Below are 14,804 nucleotides of genomic sequence, written 5' to 3' on the forward strand. Positions count from 1 at the left end.
CGTTTCACGTGAAACGATCATCACCAGTAATCGCGTCCAACGTCGTCGACGCAGACAAAGCCGCCGCGCTGCGGCTGACTCCTGTTTCACGTGAAACAGAGCAGCGGCTCGATCGCTACATTGCGCTTCTCAGGGAATGGCAGGCCAAGACCAATCTCGTGGCGCCGTCGACCCTGCCGCATCTCTGGACGCGTCACATCGCCGACTCTCTGCAGCTTCTCGATCTCGCACCCGATGCCACCATCTGGGTCGATCTCGGCAGCGGCGGCGGTTTCCCCGGTGTCGTTCTGGCCTGTGCCCTGGCCGAGCGGCCCGGCGCGCAGGTCCACCTGGTCGAGCGCAATGCCAAGAAGGCGGCGTTCCTGCGCGAAGCAATTCGCGTCGCAGGGGCACCAGGGATCGTGCATTTGTCGGAGATCGGGGATATCGTGGAGAAGTGGAGCGGGCGAGTCGATTGCGTGACGGCACGCGCGCTGGCTCCGCTACACCAACTCATCGGCTTTGCGGAGCCCTTGGTGAAAAAAGGCGCGAAAGCGCTGTTTCTCAAGGGTCAAGATGTAGAAGCGGAATTGACCGAATCTACTAAATATTGGAAAATTGAGCCGAAACTTCATTCCAGCCGGACGGGCGGGCAGGGCTGGATCGTCGCAATCGATTGCATCGAGCGACAAAGCTGAATTCCCGCAGCAACAACCATGGCGACCGCGCATGTCCGTAATTGATCAGATTTATCAAGAAGATAGGGCTCCGCATCCGGAGGGGCATCCGCGCATCCTGGCGCTCGCCAATCAGAAGGGCGGGGTCGGCAAGACTACGACAGCGATCAACCTCGGCACCGCGCTGGCCGCAATCGGCGAGCGTGTGCTGATCGTCGACCTCGATCCGCAGGGCAATGCCTCGACAGGGCTCGGCATCGACCGCGGCAGCCGCAACTGCTCGACCTACGACGTGCTGATCGGCGAGGCCTCGCTGCGCGACGCCGTGGTGGCGACCGCCGTGCCGCGGCTGCACATCGCGTCCTCGACCATGGACCTGTCGGGCCTGGAACTCGAGCTCGGCACCAGCGCCAACCGCGCCTTCCGTCTGCGCGATGCGATCGCCGGCCTCAACAACAACGTCTCGCCGGAGAACGACTACACCTATGTGCTGGTCGATTGTCCGCCGTCGCTGAACCTGCTGACAGTCAACGCGATGGCCGCATCCGACGCGATCCTGGTGCCGCTGCAGTGCGAGTTCTTCGCGCTCGAAGGTCTGTCGCAACTGCTGCAGACCGTGGAGCAGGTGCGCTCGACCCTGAACCCGAACCTGTCGATCCATGGCATCGTGCTGACCATGTTCGACTCGCGCAACAACCTGTCCAACCAGGTCGTCGCCGACGTCCGCCAGTTCATGGGATCGAAGGTCTACAACACCATGATCCCGCGCAACGTCCGCATCTCGGAAGCGCCGTCCTACGGCAAGCCGGTGCTGGTCTACGATCTCAAATGCGTCGGCAGCGAAGCCTATCTCAAGCTCGCGACCGAGGTGATCCAGCGCGAGCGCGACCTGCGCGCCAACTGATCAATCCATCGGCTGCGGCTGACCTCGCGTCCGCCGGGCCTCGTTCGAGGATGAGGGCGGATTCCGGCAACGGGATTCGCGACCTCGTTCATGGTGCCGACGCTGCGGCTCGGCTGCAGAACGCAAGCGGAGCGTGATGTGAGTCCAAAGGAGAAGGCGATGGCGGACGAGTCGCGATCGCGATTGGGTCGGGGTCTTGCGAGTCTGATCGGCGACGTGAACCGCGAGGCGGGCGCACCGCCGGAGCGGCCGCGCAGCCAGCGCAAGGTGCCGATCGAATTCCTCAAGCCGAACCCGCGCAATCCGCGCAAGACGTTTTCCGACGCGGAGCTGTCGGAGCTGTCGGCGTCGATCAAGCAGCATGGTGTGATCCAGCCGATCGTGGTGCGCCCGATCAAGGGCCAGCAGGACCGCTTCGAGATCATCGCCGGCGAGCGGCGCTGGCGCGCCTCGCAGGCCGCCGGCCTGCACGAGGTGCCGATCGTCCCGGTCGACGTCAGCGACAGCGATGCGCTGGAGCTCGCGATCATCGAGAACGTGCAGCGCGAAGACCTGAACCCGATGGAGGAGGCGCAGGGCTATCACGCGCTGGCCAACGAGTTCAAACGCAACCAGGAAGACATCGCCAAGATCGTCGGCAAGAGCCGCAGCCACGTCGCCAACATGATGCGGCTGACCAAGCTGCCGGCGGAAGTGCAGGGCTTCATCGCGACGGGGCAGATCTCGGCCGGCCATGCGCGTGCGCTGATCAACCTGCCGGATGCGCTGTCGGCGGCGAAGAAGATCATCGCCGAAGGGCTGAACGTCCGCCAGACCGAAGCGCTCGCGCATGACGAGGGCGTGCCGGAGCGCAAGCCGCAGAAGCCGCGCAGTGGCGGCGGCAGCGATGCGCCCGCCGAGAAGAAGGACGCCGACACCCTCGCGCTGGAAAAGCGCGTCGGCGACGCGCTCGGCCTGACCGTCTCGATCAGCCACCGCGATCCCGGCGGCACCGTGCAGATCACCTATCGCAGCCTCGAACAGCTCGACGAGGTGATGCGCAGGCTGGAGCAGGGTTAGGTGTGAGTTCGCTGCCGACGACTCGGGCGCGACAAATGAGTCTGCGGCTTCCATATTAGTTTGTTGCTACCTACCACATCGTCATGGCCGGGCTTGACCCGGCCATCCATCTTTCAGATTCTGCAGAGAGGGATGGATGCCCGGGTCAAGCCCGGGCATGACGAGCAATTAATTGGAGGCCTCGGTCTGCGATGGGCCGCGCCAGTGGCCACTCAGGCTCGAATTCGACCATCGGCAATCCCACAGCAAAGTCGAGCTTTGCCTCATCCCTTCCGCCGCGCGTTCACCGCAATCGACAATAAGGTCCGTTGCGCGATCGTCGCCGCGAGCCCCGGTTGCTTGCGCATGTCGAGGGCCGCGGTCGCGAGCTGGTCGATAATCGGCAGCAGCCGGGCAGGGGAGAAGTTGCGCAGCGCGACTTCCGCGCTCGGCTTTCGCGAGAAGTGCAGGCGCGGAAAGCCGCCTTCGAGGATCGACGAGACCGGCGTGCCCGAGGCGACGGCGAGCGCCGATTTGTGCAGCCATGCTGCATGCCGCTGCGCAGCGGAGATGATGACGCCGGGGTAGGTGCCGGCAATCAGGGCCTTGCCGAACTCGGTTTCGACCACGTCCGGCTTGCCGCCGAAGGCGCCGTCGACGATCGGGTCGAGCTTCATCTCCGAGGCGTCGGCGACCACCGCCATGACGTGGCCGAGCGTCACCTCGCCCTCGCCATGGGCGAACAAGGTCAGCTTGCGCAGCTCGTTGCGCGAGGCCTGGCGGTCGCCGCCGAGCAGCGCCATCAGCGATCCGCGGGCCTCGGGCGAAATGCGCAGCGAGGCGACGCGCAATTCGTCGTCGATCAGCCTGGCGAGATCGCGCTCGGTGTCCGGGTAACAGCTGATCGCAACCGCGGTCGCGGCCTTCTCGCAGATCTTGCGCAGCGGCGAATCGGGCCTGACGTCGCCAGCCTCGATCACGATGCGGCAATCCCGCACGTTCATCTGGCTGAGGGTCTCGACGCCGCTGGCGAAATTGCGCGAGCCGGCGCGGATCCGGATCGCCCGGCGGCCGCCGAACAACGGCACGGTCATCGCCTCATCGACGAGGCGCGAAGGCTCGGCGGCGAGTTCGTCGCCATCGAGCCGGACCACCGAAAACGGATCGTCGGGATTGTCGACCGCGGAGGCGATCAGCGCCTCGGCGCGTTCGCGGACCAGTCCGGCATCCGGCCCGTAAAGCAGGATCAGTGGGCGGGCCGCGTCGGGCCGCGCCAGGAAGGCGTCGATGTCTTTTCCGCGCAGCGCGACCACGGCGATATCAGCCGTGCGTCAGGTGCCCGCGGTGAAATAGGCCGCGAGCCGGGTCTTGATCTTCTCGGCGACCTCCTCGGAGGCGCGATCCTCGGCATCACGGAACGCGCGCTGGCGCGCGAAGCGCTGGTAGGAGCCGGGGATGTCATAGGAGGTGCGGGCGAAGGTCGTGCCGGTCATGACCGACTTGTTGGTGGCGAGCTCGACCAGATTGTACTGGACGTCGATGCCGACATTCTCGGTGGTCGGCAGGCCGGTTGCCGCCGAGACGATCAGCGACGACCGGCTGGTCTGGAACTTCAGCACCAGCTTGTGGGTCGGTGCGGTGCCGGTCGCGGTGCCATAGAGCTTGAAGGCGAGCGCGTTGCGGATGTCGACGCCGATGCGCGCCTCGGGGGAGGCGTTCGGCTTGTCGACCGGCGGCAGCTCGATGCCCATCAGCTTGTCGCGCAGGGCGGGGGTGCCGTCGGCGTGCTCCGCATACATCGGCTGGAAGCAGCCGGCCGTCAGCCCGGCCAATGCGGCCACGGCAACCAGGCGCGCAGCGATCCGAAACCTAGCCGACGACATTCACGATCCTCTTGGGAACAATGATCACCTTGCGGACGGGCTTGCCGTCCAGCGCCAGTTTTACTGCATCAAGCGCCAAAACGGCAGACTCAATTTCCGGATTCTGTGCGTTGCTGGTGACTGTGACTTCTCCGCGCTTCTTGCCGTTGACCTGGACCACCAGGGTGACGCTGTCCTCAACCAGCAAATCTCGTTCGATTTGCGGCCAGGAGGCTTCCGAGATCAGCCCGGTCCGGCCCAGCACCTGCCAGCATTCCTCGGCCAGATGCGGCATCATCGGCGAGAACAGCTGCACCAGGATGCCTGCCGCCTCGCTGATCGCCCAGGCCAGGTCCGGCGCCGGCTTGGCCGGTCGCGCGAGCACGTCGGCGAGCGCATTGGCGAATTCGCGGATATGCGCCAGGCAGACGTTGAAATGCAGCCGCTCGATGCCACCGGTCACCTTGTCGAGAGCGCCATGGGCGGCCTTGCGCAGCGCCAATGCGTCCGGGCCGAACGTGGCCGGGCGGGAGGAGGGGGCGTCCTGGCTTGCGGCGACGGATTCGTTGACCAGCCGCCACAGCCGCTGCACGAAGCGCGCCGCACCCTGGACCCGCTCGTCGCTCCAGATCACGTCGCGATCGGGCGGCGAGTCCGACAGCATGAACCAGCGCGCCACGTCGGCGCCGTAGCTCTCGATGATGTCGTCGGGGTCGACGGTGTTCTTCTTCGACTTCGACATCTTCTCGATCGGGCCGATCGTGATGTCTTCGCCGGTCGCGGTCAGCACCGCGCGGCGGCCATTGCCGCCGATCTCGATCTTGACCTCGGCCGGATTGACGAAGGTGCCGTCGGCCTTCTGGTAGGTCTCGTGGACCACCATGCCCTGAGTGAACATGCCGGCGAACGGCTCGTCCATCGCGACGTGGCCGGTCGCCTTCATCGCCCGGGTGAAGAAGCGGCTGTACAAGAGATGCAGGATCGCGTGCTCGACGCCGCCGATATACTGGTCGACCGGCATCATGCGGTTCGCCACAACGGGGGTCGTCGGCGAGGCCTCGTTCCACGGATCGGTGAAGCGCGCGAAGTACCAGGACGAATCGACGAAGGTGTCCATGGTGTCGGTTTCGCGGGTCGCCTTGGCCCCGCATTTGGGGCAGGTGACGTGCTTCCAGCTCGGATGGTGATCGAGCGCGTTGCCCGGCTTGTCGAAGCTGACGTCGTCCGGCAGCACGACCGGCAGGTCCTGCGCCGGCACCGGCACGACATCGCAGGTCGGGCAGTGGATCACCGGGATCGGGCAGCCCCAATAGCGCTGGCGCGAGATGCCCCAGTCGCGCAGGCGGAAATTGACCTGGCGCTCGCCGACGGCAGCGCCGCCGCGCTGCTCGCTCTCCAGCCGCTTGGCCACCTCGTCCTTGGCCTGCGCGATCGTCATGCCGTCGAGGAAGCGCGAATTGATCATGCGGCCGTCGCCATCGAAAGCCGTGTCGGTGATGACGAAGCTCGCCGGGTCCTGGCCCTCGGGACAGACCACCGGCGTGTTGCCGAGGCCGTATTTGTTGACGAAGTCGAGGTCGCGCTGGTCATGCGCCGGGCAACCGAAGATGGCGCCGGTGCCGTATTCCATCAGCACGAAATTGGCGACATAGACCGGCAAGGTCCAGCTCGGGTCGAACGGATGCACGGCGCGGATGCCGGTGTCGAAGCCCTGCTTCTCGGCGGTGTCGATTGCCTCCTGGGCAGTGCCGATGCGCTTGATCTCGGCGATGAACGCAGCGAGCTCCGGATTCTTGGCGGCCGCGGCCTGAGCGAGCGGATGGTCGGCCGAGATCGCCATGAACTTGGCGCCGAACAGCGTGTCCGGCCGGGTCGTGAAGATCTTCAGCTCGGTCTCGCCCGCCGGCGTCGTGGCTGCGTCCAGCGCGAAGCGGACCAGCAGGCCTTCCGACCGTCCGATCCAGTTGCGCTGCATCAGGCGCACCTTGTCGGGCCAGCGGTCCAGCCCGTCCAGCGCGTCGAGCAGCTCCTGCGCGTAGGTCGTGATCTTGAACACCCATTGGTTCATCTCACGTTGTTCGATCACCGCACCGGAGCGCCAGCCGCGGCCGTCGATCACCTGCTCGTTGGCGAGCACGGTCATGTCGACCGGGTCCCAGTTCACCTTGCGCTTCTCGCGCTCGACCAGCCCCGCCTGCATGAAGTCGAGGAACATCTTCTGCTGGTGCTTGTAGTAGGACGGATCGCAGGTGGCGAACTCGCGGGCCCAGTCGAGCGACAGGCCGATCGAGCGCAGCTGCTTCTTCATCGCCGCGATGTTGTCGTAGGTCCACGCCTTCGGCGCCACCTTGCGCTCGATCGCGGCGTTCTCCGCCGGCAGGCCGAACGCGTCCCAGCCCATCGGATGCAGCACGTTGAAACCCTTGGCGCGCATGAAGCGCGCCAGCACGTCGCCGAGCGTATAATTACGGACATGGCCGATATGGATGCGTCCCGACGGATAGGGAAACATCTCGAGTACGTAGTATTTCGGACGCGGATCGTCGTTTTTGGTGGCGAAGATCGCCTTCTCGTCCCACTCGCGCTGCCAGCGCGGCTCGGCTTCACGGGCGTTGTAGCGTTCGGATGTCATGGAATCGCTTATAATTTTCGAGGATTCGCGTCGTTTGACGAGGGCGGACTAGGCCACAAAAACGGCGTGCGGGTCAATGGGGCGGAAGACGATGATACCGCTTCGTGCGCCTGCTAAGCGACGGTAATCGCGAGTTTTTTTCTCGACTCGCTCGGGACCCTCGGAGGTCGGGTTGAGGCGCGGTTAAGACTTGAATGGGAGACTGAGTGCACAAATCCAGGCATCAGCCCGCATCTGGGGTCACTCCACATCGTGTCCGGCGCTACGTTCGACGAGATTGACTTCGAGTACGCGACGAACGTCGCGGAAAAGGCCATGAAATCCATGGCTCAACAGCGCGTGCCACCGACGCCTAACAACTTCCATCTGTGGTTCAAATACTCACTCGGCTCGGCGTCGGACCTCAAGCGCGCGGTCGACATCCTGGTCAGCAACAAGCGCAAGTTCGACAAGACGACCAATCAGGCGCTGTTCGACACCTATATCGGCCAGCAGGGCACGGAAGCGGCTGTCGTCCATAAAGTCTCGCAGCAGTTGCATGGCGTGATGGACTCCGCCAAGAGCTATCTGACGGCTGCAATCGCCGACAACCGCACGCACATGCAGGCGATCGACGGCGTCGCCGAACGCAACGAGCAGGGCGTCGATCCGAAAATCCTGATCGAGAATCTCGTCAGCGAACTCGCCCAGGCCACGGCGCGCGCCGCCAAGCTGGAGGCGAGCTTCGCGGAAAAGTCGCGCGAGCTCGACACCATCAGGGACTCGCTCAACAAGTCGGAGCAGCGCGCGCGCACCGATACGTTGACCGGGCTGCCGAACCGCCGCGCACTCGAAGAGTTCTTCCGTCACGTTCAGATCGCGGCGATGGAGCAGGACGAGCCGCTCAGCATTCTCCTGATCGACGTCGATCACTTCAAGAAATTCAACGACAATTACGGCCACGGCGTCGGCGATCAGGTGCTGCGCCTGGTCGCCAAGGCGCTGCGCGAACGCGTCCGCGACAACGATCTTCCGGCGCGCTATGGCGGCGAGGAACTGATCGCGGTGTTGCCGCAGACCGATCTCGAAGGCTGCACGGCCATTGCCGAACGCATTCGCCGCACCATCGCCGATTGTCAGTTCACGCGGCGTTCGACCGGAGAGGTGCTGCCGCAGATCACGGTCTCGATCGGCGTCGGCCAGTTCCAGTTCGGCGAATCGATGGCCGATCTGATCGACCGCTGCGACCGAGCGCTCTACCTGGCCAAGAAGCTCGGCCGCAACCGCGTGGTCACCGAGCTCGAGCTCGACCGCAAGCTTGCGGTCGGCTGATCGGGTCGGCGGCTCAGCCGGCGTGCGCGACGTTGCTGCTGGTGTCGGCCAATTCGCCGAAGCCGTGCGCAACCACCGTGTTGCGTCCGCGATGCTTGGCGGCATAGAGCGCGGCGTCGGCCGCCTCGATCAGATCAGCGGGTGCCAGCGACGGATTTGGGCGCGTCGCGGCGACGCCGACGCTGACGGTGACGCATCGATGCGCCGACGTCACATGCGGCAATTCCAGCTCCAGCACCGCGGCGCGCACCTGTTCGCCGATCTCGAACGCCTGCCTCGCATTCATCCCCGGCAGCAGTAGGCAGAATTCCTCGCCGCCATAGCGGCCGGCAAAGGCCATGGTTGCGCCGGCAATCTGCGACAGCGTCTCGCCGAGCCGTGACAGGCAGGCGTCACCCTCGGGATGGCCATAGGTGTCGTTGTAGAGCTTGAAATGATCGACGTCGATCATCAGCAGCGACAGTTCGCTGCCGGCCTGCTGCGCGCGCGTCCATTCGATGTCGATCCTGTTCTGGAAGCCGCGGCGGTTGGCGAGGCCCGACAGCATGTCGATCGAGGCCATCACCGTCAGCCGGTCGTTGGCGGCGATCAGCTCGCGTTCGCGCTGGCCGAGCTTGGCGGCCATCGCATTGAACGACTTCGCCAGCGGCACGAACTCCGACGGCAGATTCTTGGTCGCGACGCGTGCCGACCAATGGCCATAACCAAAGCGCTTGGCCGTCGCGGCGAGCATGTTGACGGGACGGACGATCAGCTTCTCGGCGGCGATCAGCGCGCCCAGCAGCACGATCAGGCAGACCAGGCCCGCCTGCAGATAGGCGTTGCGGATTTCGCGGTCGATCGCGGCGGTGACGCGGGTTTCATCGATACTGACGATGAGGCGCGATCCGGTGTCGGCGATGCGCGTGAAGGTGATGGCGCGCTTGGAGCCGTCGGCCGCCGTGAACGACATCGTCTCCGTGGGCTTGCTCGAACTCATCGCCGTCTCGGCGACGGCCGACAACAAAGGCACGCTGTCGAGCGGCCGGCCGACGAGCTCGGTGCGGTCGGCGGGCGCGGCCAGCACGGTTCCCTCGCTGTCGATCAGCACGGCGGAGATTCCCGGGCGGCCGCCAAGATTGCTCATGATCTTGGACATCCATTCCAGGTTCACGCTGGCCAGCATCACGGCATCGGGCTCGCCGGTCATCGCGGCGACCGGATAGGCGGCCATCACGATCGGCTCGTGCGTCGGCTTCGACAGCAGATAATCGCTGAAGACGAAGTCGCGCGCTTCCTGAGCACCGCGGAAATAGGGCCGGTCGCTGAAATCGAGCCCGACATACTGGTTGTTGGTCGAGCACTGGATGCGGCCGTCGCGGCCGGCGATCATCAGGGTGCGGATCCAGGGCAGGGTGGTCGGCAGGCTGGCGCGCATCATGTCGCAGCTGCGGCTGACGCCGGTGGTCGAGGCCCGGACATAGGCGGTCGACTTCAACACCGTCTCCACCGACATGATGACCTCGCGCTGCATGTCGGCGCTCTGCCGGGCGAGGCCGGAGAATTCCTCTGTCGCGAGGGCGATCTGCCGGATTCTTGTGCTTTCCAGGGAGCGCGCGCGCTCCAGCATCAGCGGTGCCACCAGGATCAGGGCGAGCAGCGCCAGGCGGGCGCGAATCCCCATGAGCCGGTTCAGCTTCACTCTATTGCGATTGAAGCGGATGCTTGGCATTTCTCTCCCCTACCCCCGGGCCGCACGGTAAGGAGAAGGGTTCAAGAACCCTTTCTCGAACTCCGTAAAATTGCAGCCAAACCCGTAAATCTACGACCCACGGACGCCATCGTGCCTGATGAACCGAACGCCCCACTGCCGCCGCCTGCGCTCGCCGCCGTCGAGCAGGAGATTGTGCGCGCATGCAATGACGCCCAACGCGACCGCGGCGCGGTGACGCTGATCGCGGTCTCGAAGACCTTCGCGGCCGACGCGATCGAGCCGGTGATCGCGGCCGGACAGCGCGCTTTCGGTGAAAATCGCGTCCAGGAGGCCAAAGCCAAGTGGCCGCCGCTGACGGCGGCGCATCCGGGTCTCGTGCTGCACCTGATCGGGCCGCTGCAATCCAACAAGGCCAAGGAGGCGGTGGCGCTGTTCGACGCCATCCATTCGGTCGATCGCGCGAGCCTCTGTGCGGCGCTCGCCAGGGAGATTGCCGCCCAGGGCCGGCATCCGCAGCTGTTCGTCCAGATCAATACCGGCGAGGAGCCGCAGAAGGCGGGCATCGCGCCAGGCGATGCCGATGCCTTCATCGCGGCCTGCCGGAGGGATTATGGGCTCGAGATTTCAGGGCTGATGTGCATTCCGCCGGTCGAGGACGCGCCGGGGCCACATTTCGCGCTGACCGCCAAGATCGCCTCGCGCAACGGCCTCGCGAATCTGTCGATGGGCATGAGCGCGGACTTTGCGACCGCGATTCAGTTCGGCGCCACGCATGTGCGGGTGGGATCGGCGATCTTCGGCCATCGTTGAGCCGCTCGGCCGGGCGCGAGCGTCAGTCGAATCTCACCGTCACCTGTCCGAGGTCGCCGAAATCGGCCTCCATCACGTCGCCGCCGTCGATCGGCAGCGGCGGATGACAGGTTCCGGTGGTGACCACCTGCCCGGCCTGCACGGTCACGCCGAGCGCGCGGAGCTCGTTGACCAGGCAAGCCAGCGCCATCCGGGGATCGCCGAGCACGTTGCGACCGTAGCCGATGAAGGTTTGCCCGCGCAACGTGATGCGCGGCCGTTCCTCGATTAGGTCCCGGCTGCGCCAATCGGCGGTGCTGGGCGCGCCCAGCACGAACAGATGTGCGCAGGCATTATCGGCGATCAGCTGGGCCTCGCCGGCGCTGACGAAATCGGCGAACCGCGAATCTGGGATCTCGATCGCCGGATGCAGCGTATCGACGGCGGCGAGCACCTCCGCGATATCATAAGGTGTCGGTCGCGGCGGCAGGTCCACGCCCAGCCGAAAGGCGAATTCCGGTTCGGCGACCCGCATCGCATTGCCGGCCATGGCTGCGGTTCCACCGACGGGCAGCACCGTCTCGGCCAGGATCCGCCCGGCCATCGGACCGGCGACATTGATGTGGCGCTGTCCGGCCTCGCTGGTGGCCGCGATCTTCCAGCCGAACAGCGGCTGATGCGAGTGGCGCTCGAGCTCGGCCTGGATCGCATAGCCCTCGGCGCGGTCGCGGGGACGCAGCTCCGGCGGCAGCGCCGCCAGTTTGCGGCCCTCGGTCCAATGCTCACGCAAGATGGCGGAGGCGCTGGCCAGCTGCTCCGGTGCGCGCATCATGTCCTCCCGTCGGTCTCTCTTATGCGATGACGATCCTGGTGCGCGGGCCGATCCTTTGCAACAGGCGCAGCATCGCCGGCCGGGTCATCGCGACGCAGCCCGCGGTCGGACCGAAGTTCGGGCGCGCCAGATGCAGGAACACGGCGCTGCCGCGGCCGGCGATCCGCGGCCGCGTGTTGTGGTCGATCTCGATGATGAAGTCGTAGAGATGGTCGCTGCGCGCCAGCCGGTCGCCCGGCCGGTTGTCACGGAGTTTGATCGCCTGATTGTAGTGCCGGTCGGCGGGATCCTCGCACCAGGCATCCTCGCGGCCGATCGGCCGCACCGGCAGCAAGGTGCGCAGGCGCGGGTGCCGGTCGGCGCGCCACCACAGAAGGCGGGGCCGGAACGTCCCCCGGGGCGTGCCGCCGTCGCCCTCGCGCTTGTTGGCCAGGATGCCGCCACGGCCGAGCGCCACCGGGATGACATGCCCCCAGACCAGGAGCCAGCCGCGCTGTCGCGGCCCGGCTTTGGTGCGAATCGACACCAGGGACGCTGGCATGCCAAGCGCGCCCCCTCCACAACGACATGAAATAACGTGCCTTTTCGTTGCCATGGATTGCCCGTGAATTGCCTCATTGTCGGCAAATGGTCCGCCCCGAGGATCGAACGGGACATTCATCTCATTCCCTGCCGAATTCTGGAGTACAGTGCCGGGCGCTTGTGAATCGGTAACAGCCCCTTACTTCAAGACGGAACAGGGCTGATGAGCCTGTTTGCCCACCGTTGAAAGGCGCCAATCACCGGATCCCGCCGGCGCCACCAAGAGGATTGTATCAATGGCCAATGCCCGCAAGATCCTGATCGTGGATGACGACACCGATCTGCGCGACACCCTGATGGAGCAGCTCTCGCTGCATGACGAGTTCGAGGCCCAGGCGGTCGATACCGGCGCCAAGGGCGCGAGCGCGGCAAAGGCCAACTCACCGGATCTGGTCCTGATGGATGTCGGCCTGCCCGACACCGACGGCCGCGAGGTGGTACGCTCCCTGCGCAAGGGCGGCTTCAAGGCGCCGATCATCATGCTGACGGGACACGACACCGATTCGGACACGATCCTCGGGCTCGAATCGGGCGCCAACGACTATGTCGCCAAGCCCTTCCGCTTCGCGGTGCTGCTCGCTCGCATCCGCGCCCAGCTTCGCCAGCACGAGGCCAGCGAGGATGCGGTGTTCTCGGTCGGGCCCTACAGCTTCCGTCCCGGCTCCAAGATGCTGACCGGCGCCAATGCCCGCAAGGTCCGCCTGACGGAGAAGGAGACGGCGATCCTGCGCTTCCTGTACCGCGCGGGTCAGCAGCCGGTGTCGCGGGAGACCCTGCTGCAGGAAGTCTGGGGCTACAATTCCGGCGTCACCACCCATACGCTGGAGACCCATATTTACCGTCTCCGCCAGAAAATCGAGAAAGATGCCGCGAATCCAGAGATTCTGGTGACGGAGGCCGGTGGCTACAAGTTGGTGCCGTGATACGGTTCGGGGATGGCGGCCTGCCGTTTATGATATTGGTTCCATTTCGCCTTCCCCGGGCCCTTGATGTCGATCGAAGACGATATTGCGCTGTTGGAGCGCGTCCCGACCCTGCGCCTGTTGGGAAGCGATTCGCTGCGCATGATCGCGATCGGCTCCGAGCAGCGTAACATCCAGAGCGGCGAAACCCTGTTTCGCGAGGGCGACACGGCCGATTGCGGCTATGTCGTCCAGCGTGGCTCCCTGCGGATCAGCGATGAAGGCGGTGCCGAGATCGTTGCCCGGCCGAGCATGCTGATCGGCGAGCTGGCGCTGCTGGTCGAGATGCGCCGCCCAGCCACTGCGACGGCGCTGGAGTATTCGACTGTGGTGCGCATCTCGCGCAGCCTGTTCCAGCGCGTGCTGGAAAGCGACGCGGTGGCGGCGCGCCGGCTGCGCGACGAGTTCGCCCAGCGCGCCAACCGCATCGCCAACGACATCCTGATGGCCGGCGCCAAGCTGACGTCGTGGGATAAGACGACCCGCTAGACGTCCAGCGTCACAGTGACCGGCACATGGTCCGAGGGCCGCTCCCAGCTGCGCGCGTCACGCAGGATCTTGAAATCGGTGACCCGGTCCTTCAGCGCGCGCGACACCCAGACGTGGTCGAGCCGGCGGCCGCGGTCGCCGACGGTCCAGTCGGCGGCGCGATAGCTCCACCACGTATAGACCTTCTCGGACATCGAGATGCGCTCGCGCGCGACGTCGACCCATTCGCCATGGGCCTGCGCCGCCAGCAGCTTCTCGGTTTCGATCGGCGTGTGCGAGACCACCTTCAGCAGCTGCTTGTGCGACCAGACGTCGTGTTCATGCGGCGCGACGTTGAGGTCGCCGACCAGGATGTGCCGGTCGTCGCCGCGCGGATGCAGCGGCTCGCACGCCTTCATCTCGTCGAGAAACTGCAGCTTGTGCTCGAATTTCGGATTGAGCGCGGGATCGGGAATGTCGCCGCCGGCCGGCACGTAGAAATTATGCAGCACCAGCGGCTGCGCCAGCTGCGCCTTCTCGCCGAACGCGACCGTGATGTGGCGCGAATCCACCTTGTCGCAGAAGGTCCGGACATGCGTGGTCTCGAACGGCCATTTCGAGATCACGGCGACGCCGTGATAGCCCTTCTGCCCGTTCAGCGCGATGTGCTCATAGCCGAGCCGCTTGAAGCGCTTCAGCGGGAAGGCATCGTCGATGCACTTCGTCTCCTGCAGGCAGAGCACATCGGGCCTGACCTGCTTGATGAGCTTGGCGACGAGGTCGATGCGCAGGCGCACCGAGTTGATGTTCCAGGTGGTCAGGACGAGACGCATGAGAATGGCGTCATAGCATGGATTGCGGCTGGGACAGCACGTCGGCCGTGAATCTCGGCCCAGTACCTAGTCCTAACAGCCGCTATCCCCAGCTATGACAACTTCACCGAAGCCAAAGGGCGCTGCTCATGCTCCAACGTGTAACGGCGCGCTCGGGAGCCAAACCCTCATGGTGAGGAGCGCCGCGTCGATCAGGCCAATGCGAGGTCGGGTCGTTGTACGCGGCGCGTCTCGAACCATGA

At 65.3% G+C, this 14,804-nt stretch carries 14 protein-coding genes; 7 read left to right on the plus strand and 7 right to left on the minus strand.

Translation table 11 applies throughout. The annotated features are described in order from the left end of the window. Positions 1–8: 8 nt before the first annotated feature. The 3 genes from rsmG (at position 9) to ACQR1B_RS15000 (ending at position 2,619) form a co-directional block, all read left to right on the plus strand. The gene (gene rsmG, locus ACQR1B_RS14990) at positions 9–677 is read left to right on the plus strand and encodes a 16S rRNA (guanine(527)-N(7))-methyltransferase RsmG (protein ID WP_434835881.1); all 669 of its coding nucleotides are present in this window, start codon (positions 9–11) and stop codon (positions 675–677) included. A 31-nt stretch (positions 678–708) separates the two neighbouring features. Beyond that, positions 709–1,560, plus strand: coding sequence for a ParA family protein (locus ACQR1B_RS14995; protein ID WP_008962283.1), 852 nt, complete (start codon positions 709–711; stop codon positions 1,558–1,560). A gap of 159 nt (positions 1,561–1,719) precedes the next feature. Beyond that, a complete protein-coding gene (locus ACQR1B_RS15000; RefSeq protein WP_434835880.1) occupies positions 1,720–2,619 on the plus strand; it encodes a ParB/RepB/Spo0J family partition protein in 900 nt (299 codons plus the stop codon). A 263-nt stretch (positions 2,620–2,882) separates the two neighbouring features. Here ACQR1B_RS15000 and holA read toward each other — a convergent pair whose 3' ends face one another. From holA to leuS, 3 genes are read right to left on the minus strand one after another with little or no spacing between them, the layout of a single operon-like run. Then, on the minus strand, positions 2,883–3,911 hold the full coding sequence (gene holA / locus ACQR1B_RS15005) for a DNA polymerase III subunit delta (RefSeq protein WP_434835879.1): 1,029 nt from the start codon (positions 3,909–3,911) through the stop codon (positions 2,883–2,885). Positions 3,912–3,929: 18 nt separating this feature from the next. Continuing rightward, on the minus strand, positions 3,930–4,481 hold the full coding sequence (gene lptE / locus ACQR1B_RS15010; protein WP_434835878.1) for an LPS assembly lipoprotein LptE: 552 nt from the start codon (positions 4,479–4,481) through the stop codon (positions 3,930–3,932). Next, entirely contained in the window at positions 4,468–7,092 is a 2,625-nt protein-coding gene (gene leuS / locus ACQR1B_RS15015; protein ID WP_434835877.1) for a leucine--tRNA ligase, read from the minus strand. The genes lptE and leuS overlap by 14 nt, the downstream gene beginning before the upstream one ends. A gap of 324 nt (positions 7,093–7,416) precedes the next feature. Between leuS and ACQR1B_RS15020 the strand changes: the two genes are divergently transcribed. Next, entirely contained in the window at positions 7,417–8,403 is a 987-nt protein-coding gene (locus ACQR1B_RS15020; RefSeq protein WP_434835981.1) for a GGDEF domain-containing protein, read from the plus strand. Positions 8,404–8,416: 13 nt separating this feature from the next. Here ACQR1B_RS15020 and ACQR1B_RS15025 read toward each other — a convergent pair whose 3' ends face one another. Further along, a complete protein-coding gene (locus ACQR1B_RS15025; protein ID WP_434835876.1) occupies positions 8,417–10,114 on the minus strand; it encodes a sensor domain-containing diguanylate cyclase in 1,698 nt (565 codons plus the stop codon). Between the two features lie 111 nt (positions 10,115–10,225). Between ACQR1B_RS15025 and ACQR1B_RS15030 the strand changes: the two genes are divergently transcribed. Next, a complete protein-coding gene (locus ACQR1B_RS15030; protein ID WP_434835875.1) occupies positions 10,226–10,906 on the plus strand; it encodes a YggS family pyridoxal phosphate-dependent enzyme in 681 nt (226 codons plus the stop codon). Positions 10,907–10,928: 22 nt separating this feature from the next. Here ACQR1B_RS15030 and ACQR1B_RS15035 read toward each other — a convergent pair whose 3' ends face one another. Both ACQR1B_RS15035 and ACQR1B_RS15040 read right to left on the minus strand, forming a co-directional pair. Continuing rightward, positions 10,929–11,714: a 2-keto-4-pentenoate hydratase gene (locus ACQR1B_RS15035; RefSeq protein WP_434835980.1), complete on the minus strand. Its 786-nt coding sequence runs from the start codon at positions 11,712–11,714 to the stop codon at positions 10,929–10,931. Positions 11,715–11,736: 22 nt separating this feature from the next. After that, entirely contained in the window at positions 11,737–12,258 is a 522-nt protein-coding gene (locus ACQR1B_RS15040) for a L,D-transpeptidase family protein (RefSeq protein WP_434835874.1), read from the minus strand. Positions 12,259–12,535: 277 nt separating this feature from the next. Between ACQR1B_RS15040 and ACQR1B_RS15045 the strand changes: the two genes are divergently transcribed. Both ACQR1B_RS15045 and ACQR1B_RS15050 read left to right on the plus strand, forming a co-directional pair. Continuing rightward, positions 12,536–13,222: a response regulator transcription factor gene (locus ACQR1B_RS15045; RefSeq protein WP_006612692.1), complete on the plus strand. Its 687-nt coding sequence runs from the start codon at positions 12,536–12,538 to the stop codon at positions 13,220–13,222. A gap of 66 nt (positions 13,223–13,288) precedes the next feature. Then, positions 13,289–13,750: a cyclic nucleotide-binding domain-containing protein gene (locus ACQR1B_RS15050; protein ID WP_434835873.1), complete on the plus strand. Its 462-nt coding sequence runs from the start codon at positions 13,289–13,291 to the stop codon at positions 13,748–13,750. Here ACQR1B_RS15050 and ACQR1B_RS15055 read toward each other — a convergent pair. Next, entirely contained in the window at positions 13,747–14,562 is an 816-nt protein-coding gene (locus ACQR1B_RS15055) for an exodeoxyribonuclease III (RefSeq protein ID WP_434835872.1), read from the minus strand. The genes ACQR1B_RS15050 and ACQR1B_RS15055 overlap by 4 nt on opposite strands. Between the last annotated feature and the right edge of the window lie 242 nt (positions 14,563–14,804).

It is taken from the genome of Bradyrhizobium oligotrophicum, assembly GCF_051168495.1.
Taxonomy (GTDB): domain Bacteria; phylum Pseudomonadota; class Alphaproteobacteria; order Rhizobiales; family Xanthobacteraceae; genus Bradyrhizobium; species Bradyrhizobium oligotrophicum_A.

What these genes read in the sequence shown, in the direction of transcription:
- leuS (WP_434835877.1), bottom strand. Translation starts at nt 7,092, where the DNA reads ATGACATCCGAACGCTACAACGCCCGTGAAGCCGAGCCGCGCTGGCAG.
- ACQR1B_RS15000 (WP_434835880.1), top strand. Translation starts at nt 1,720, where the DNA reads ATGGCGGACGAGTCGCGATCGCGATTGGGTCGGGGTCTTGCGAGTCTG.
- ACQR1B_RS15020 (WP_434835981.1), top strand. Translation starts at nt 7,417, where the DNA reads ATGGCTCAACAGCGCGTGCCACCGACGCCTAACAACTTCCATCTGTGG.
- ACQR1B_RS15025 (WP_434835876.1), bottom strand. Translation starts at nt 10,114, where the DNA reads ATGCCAAGCATCCGCTTCAATCGCAATAGAGTGAAGCTGAACCGGCTC.
- ACQR1B_RS15035 (WP_434835980.1), bottom strand. Translation starts at nt 11,714, where the DNA reads ATGCGCGCACCGGAGCAGCTGGCCAGCGCCTCCGCCATCTTGCGTGAG.
- ACQR1B_RS15055 (WP_434835872.1), bottom strand. Translation starts at nt 14,562, where the DNA reads ATGCGTCTCGTCCTGACCACCTGGAACATCAACTCGGTGCGCCTGCGC.
- lptE (WP_434835878.1), bottom strand. Translation starts at nt 4,481, where the DNA reads ATGTCGTCGGCTAGGTTTCGGATCGCTGCGCGCCTGGTTGCCGTGGCC.
- ACQR1B_RS15045 (WP_006612692.1), top strand. Translation starts at nt 12,536, where the DNA reads ATGGCCAATGCCCGCAAGATCCTGATCGTGGATGACGACACCGATCTG.
- ACQR1B_RS15040 (WP_434835874.1), bottom strand. Translation starts at nt 12,258, where the DNA reads ATGCCAGCGTCCCTGGTGTCGATTCGCACCAAAGCCGGGCCGCGACAG.
- ACQR1B_RS15050 (WP_434835873.1), top strand. Translation starts at nt 13,289, where the DNA reads ATGTCGATCGAAGACGATATTGCGCTGTTGGAGCGCGTCCCGACCCTG.
- ACQR1B_RS14995 (WP_008962283.1), top strand. Translation starts at nt 709, where the DNA reads ATGTCCGTAATTGATCAGATTTATCAAGAAGATAGGGCTCCGCATCCG.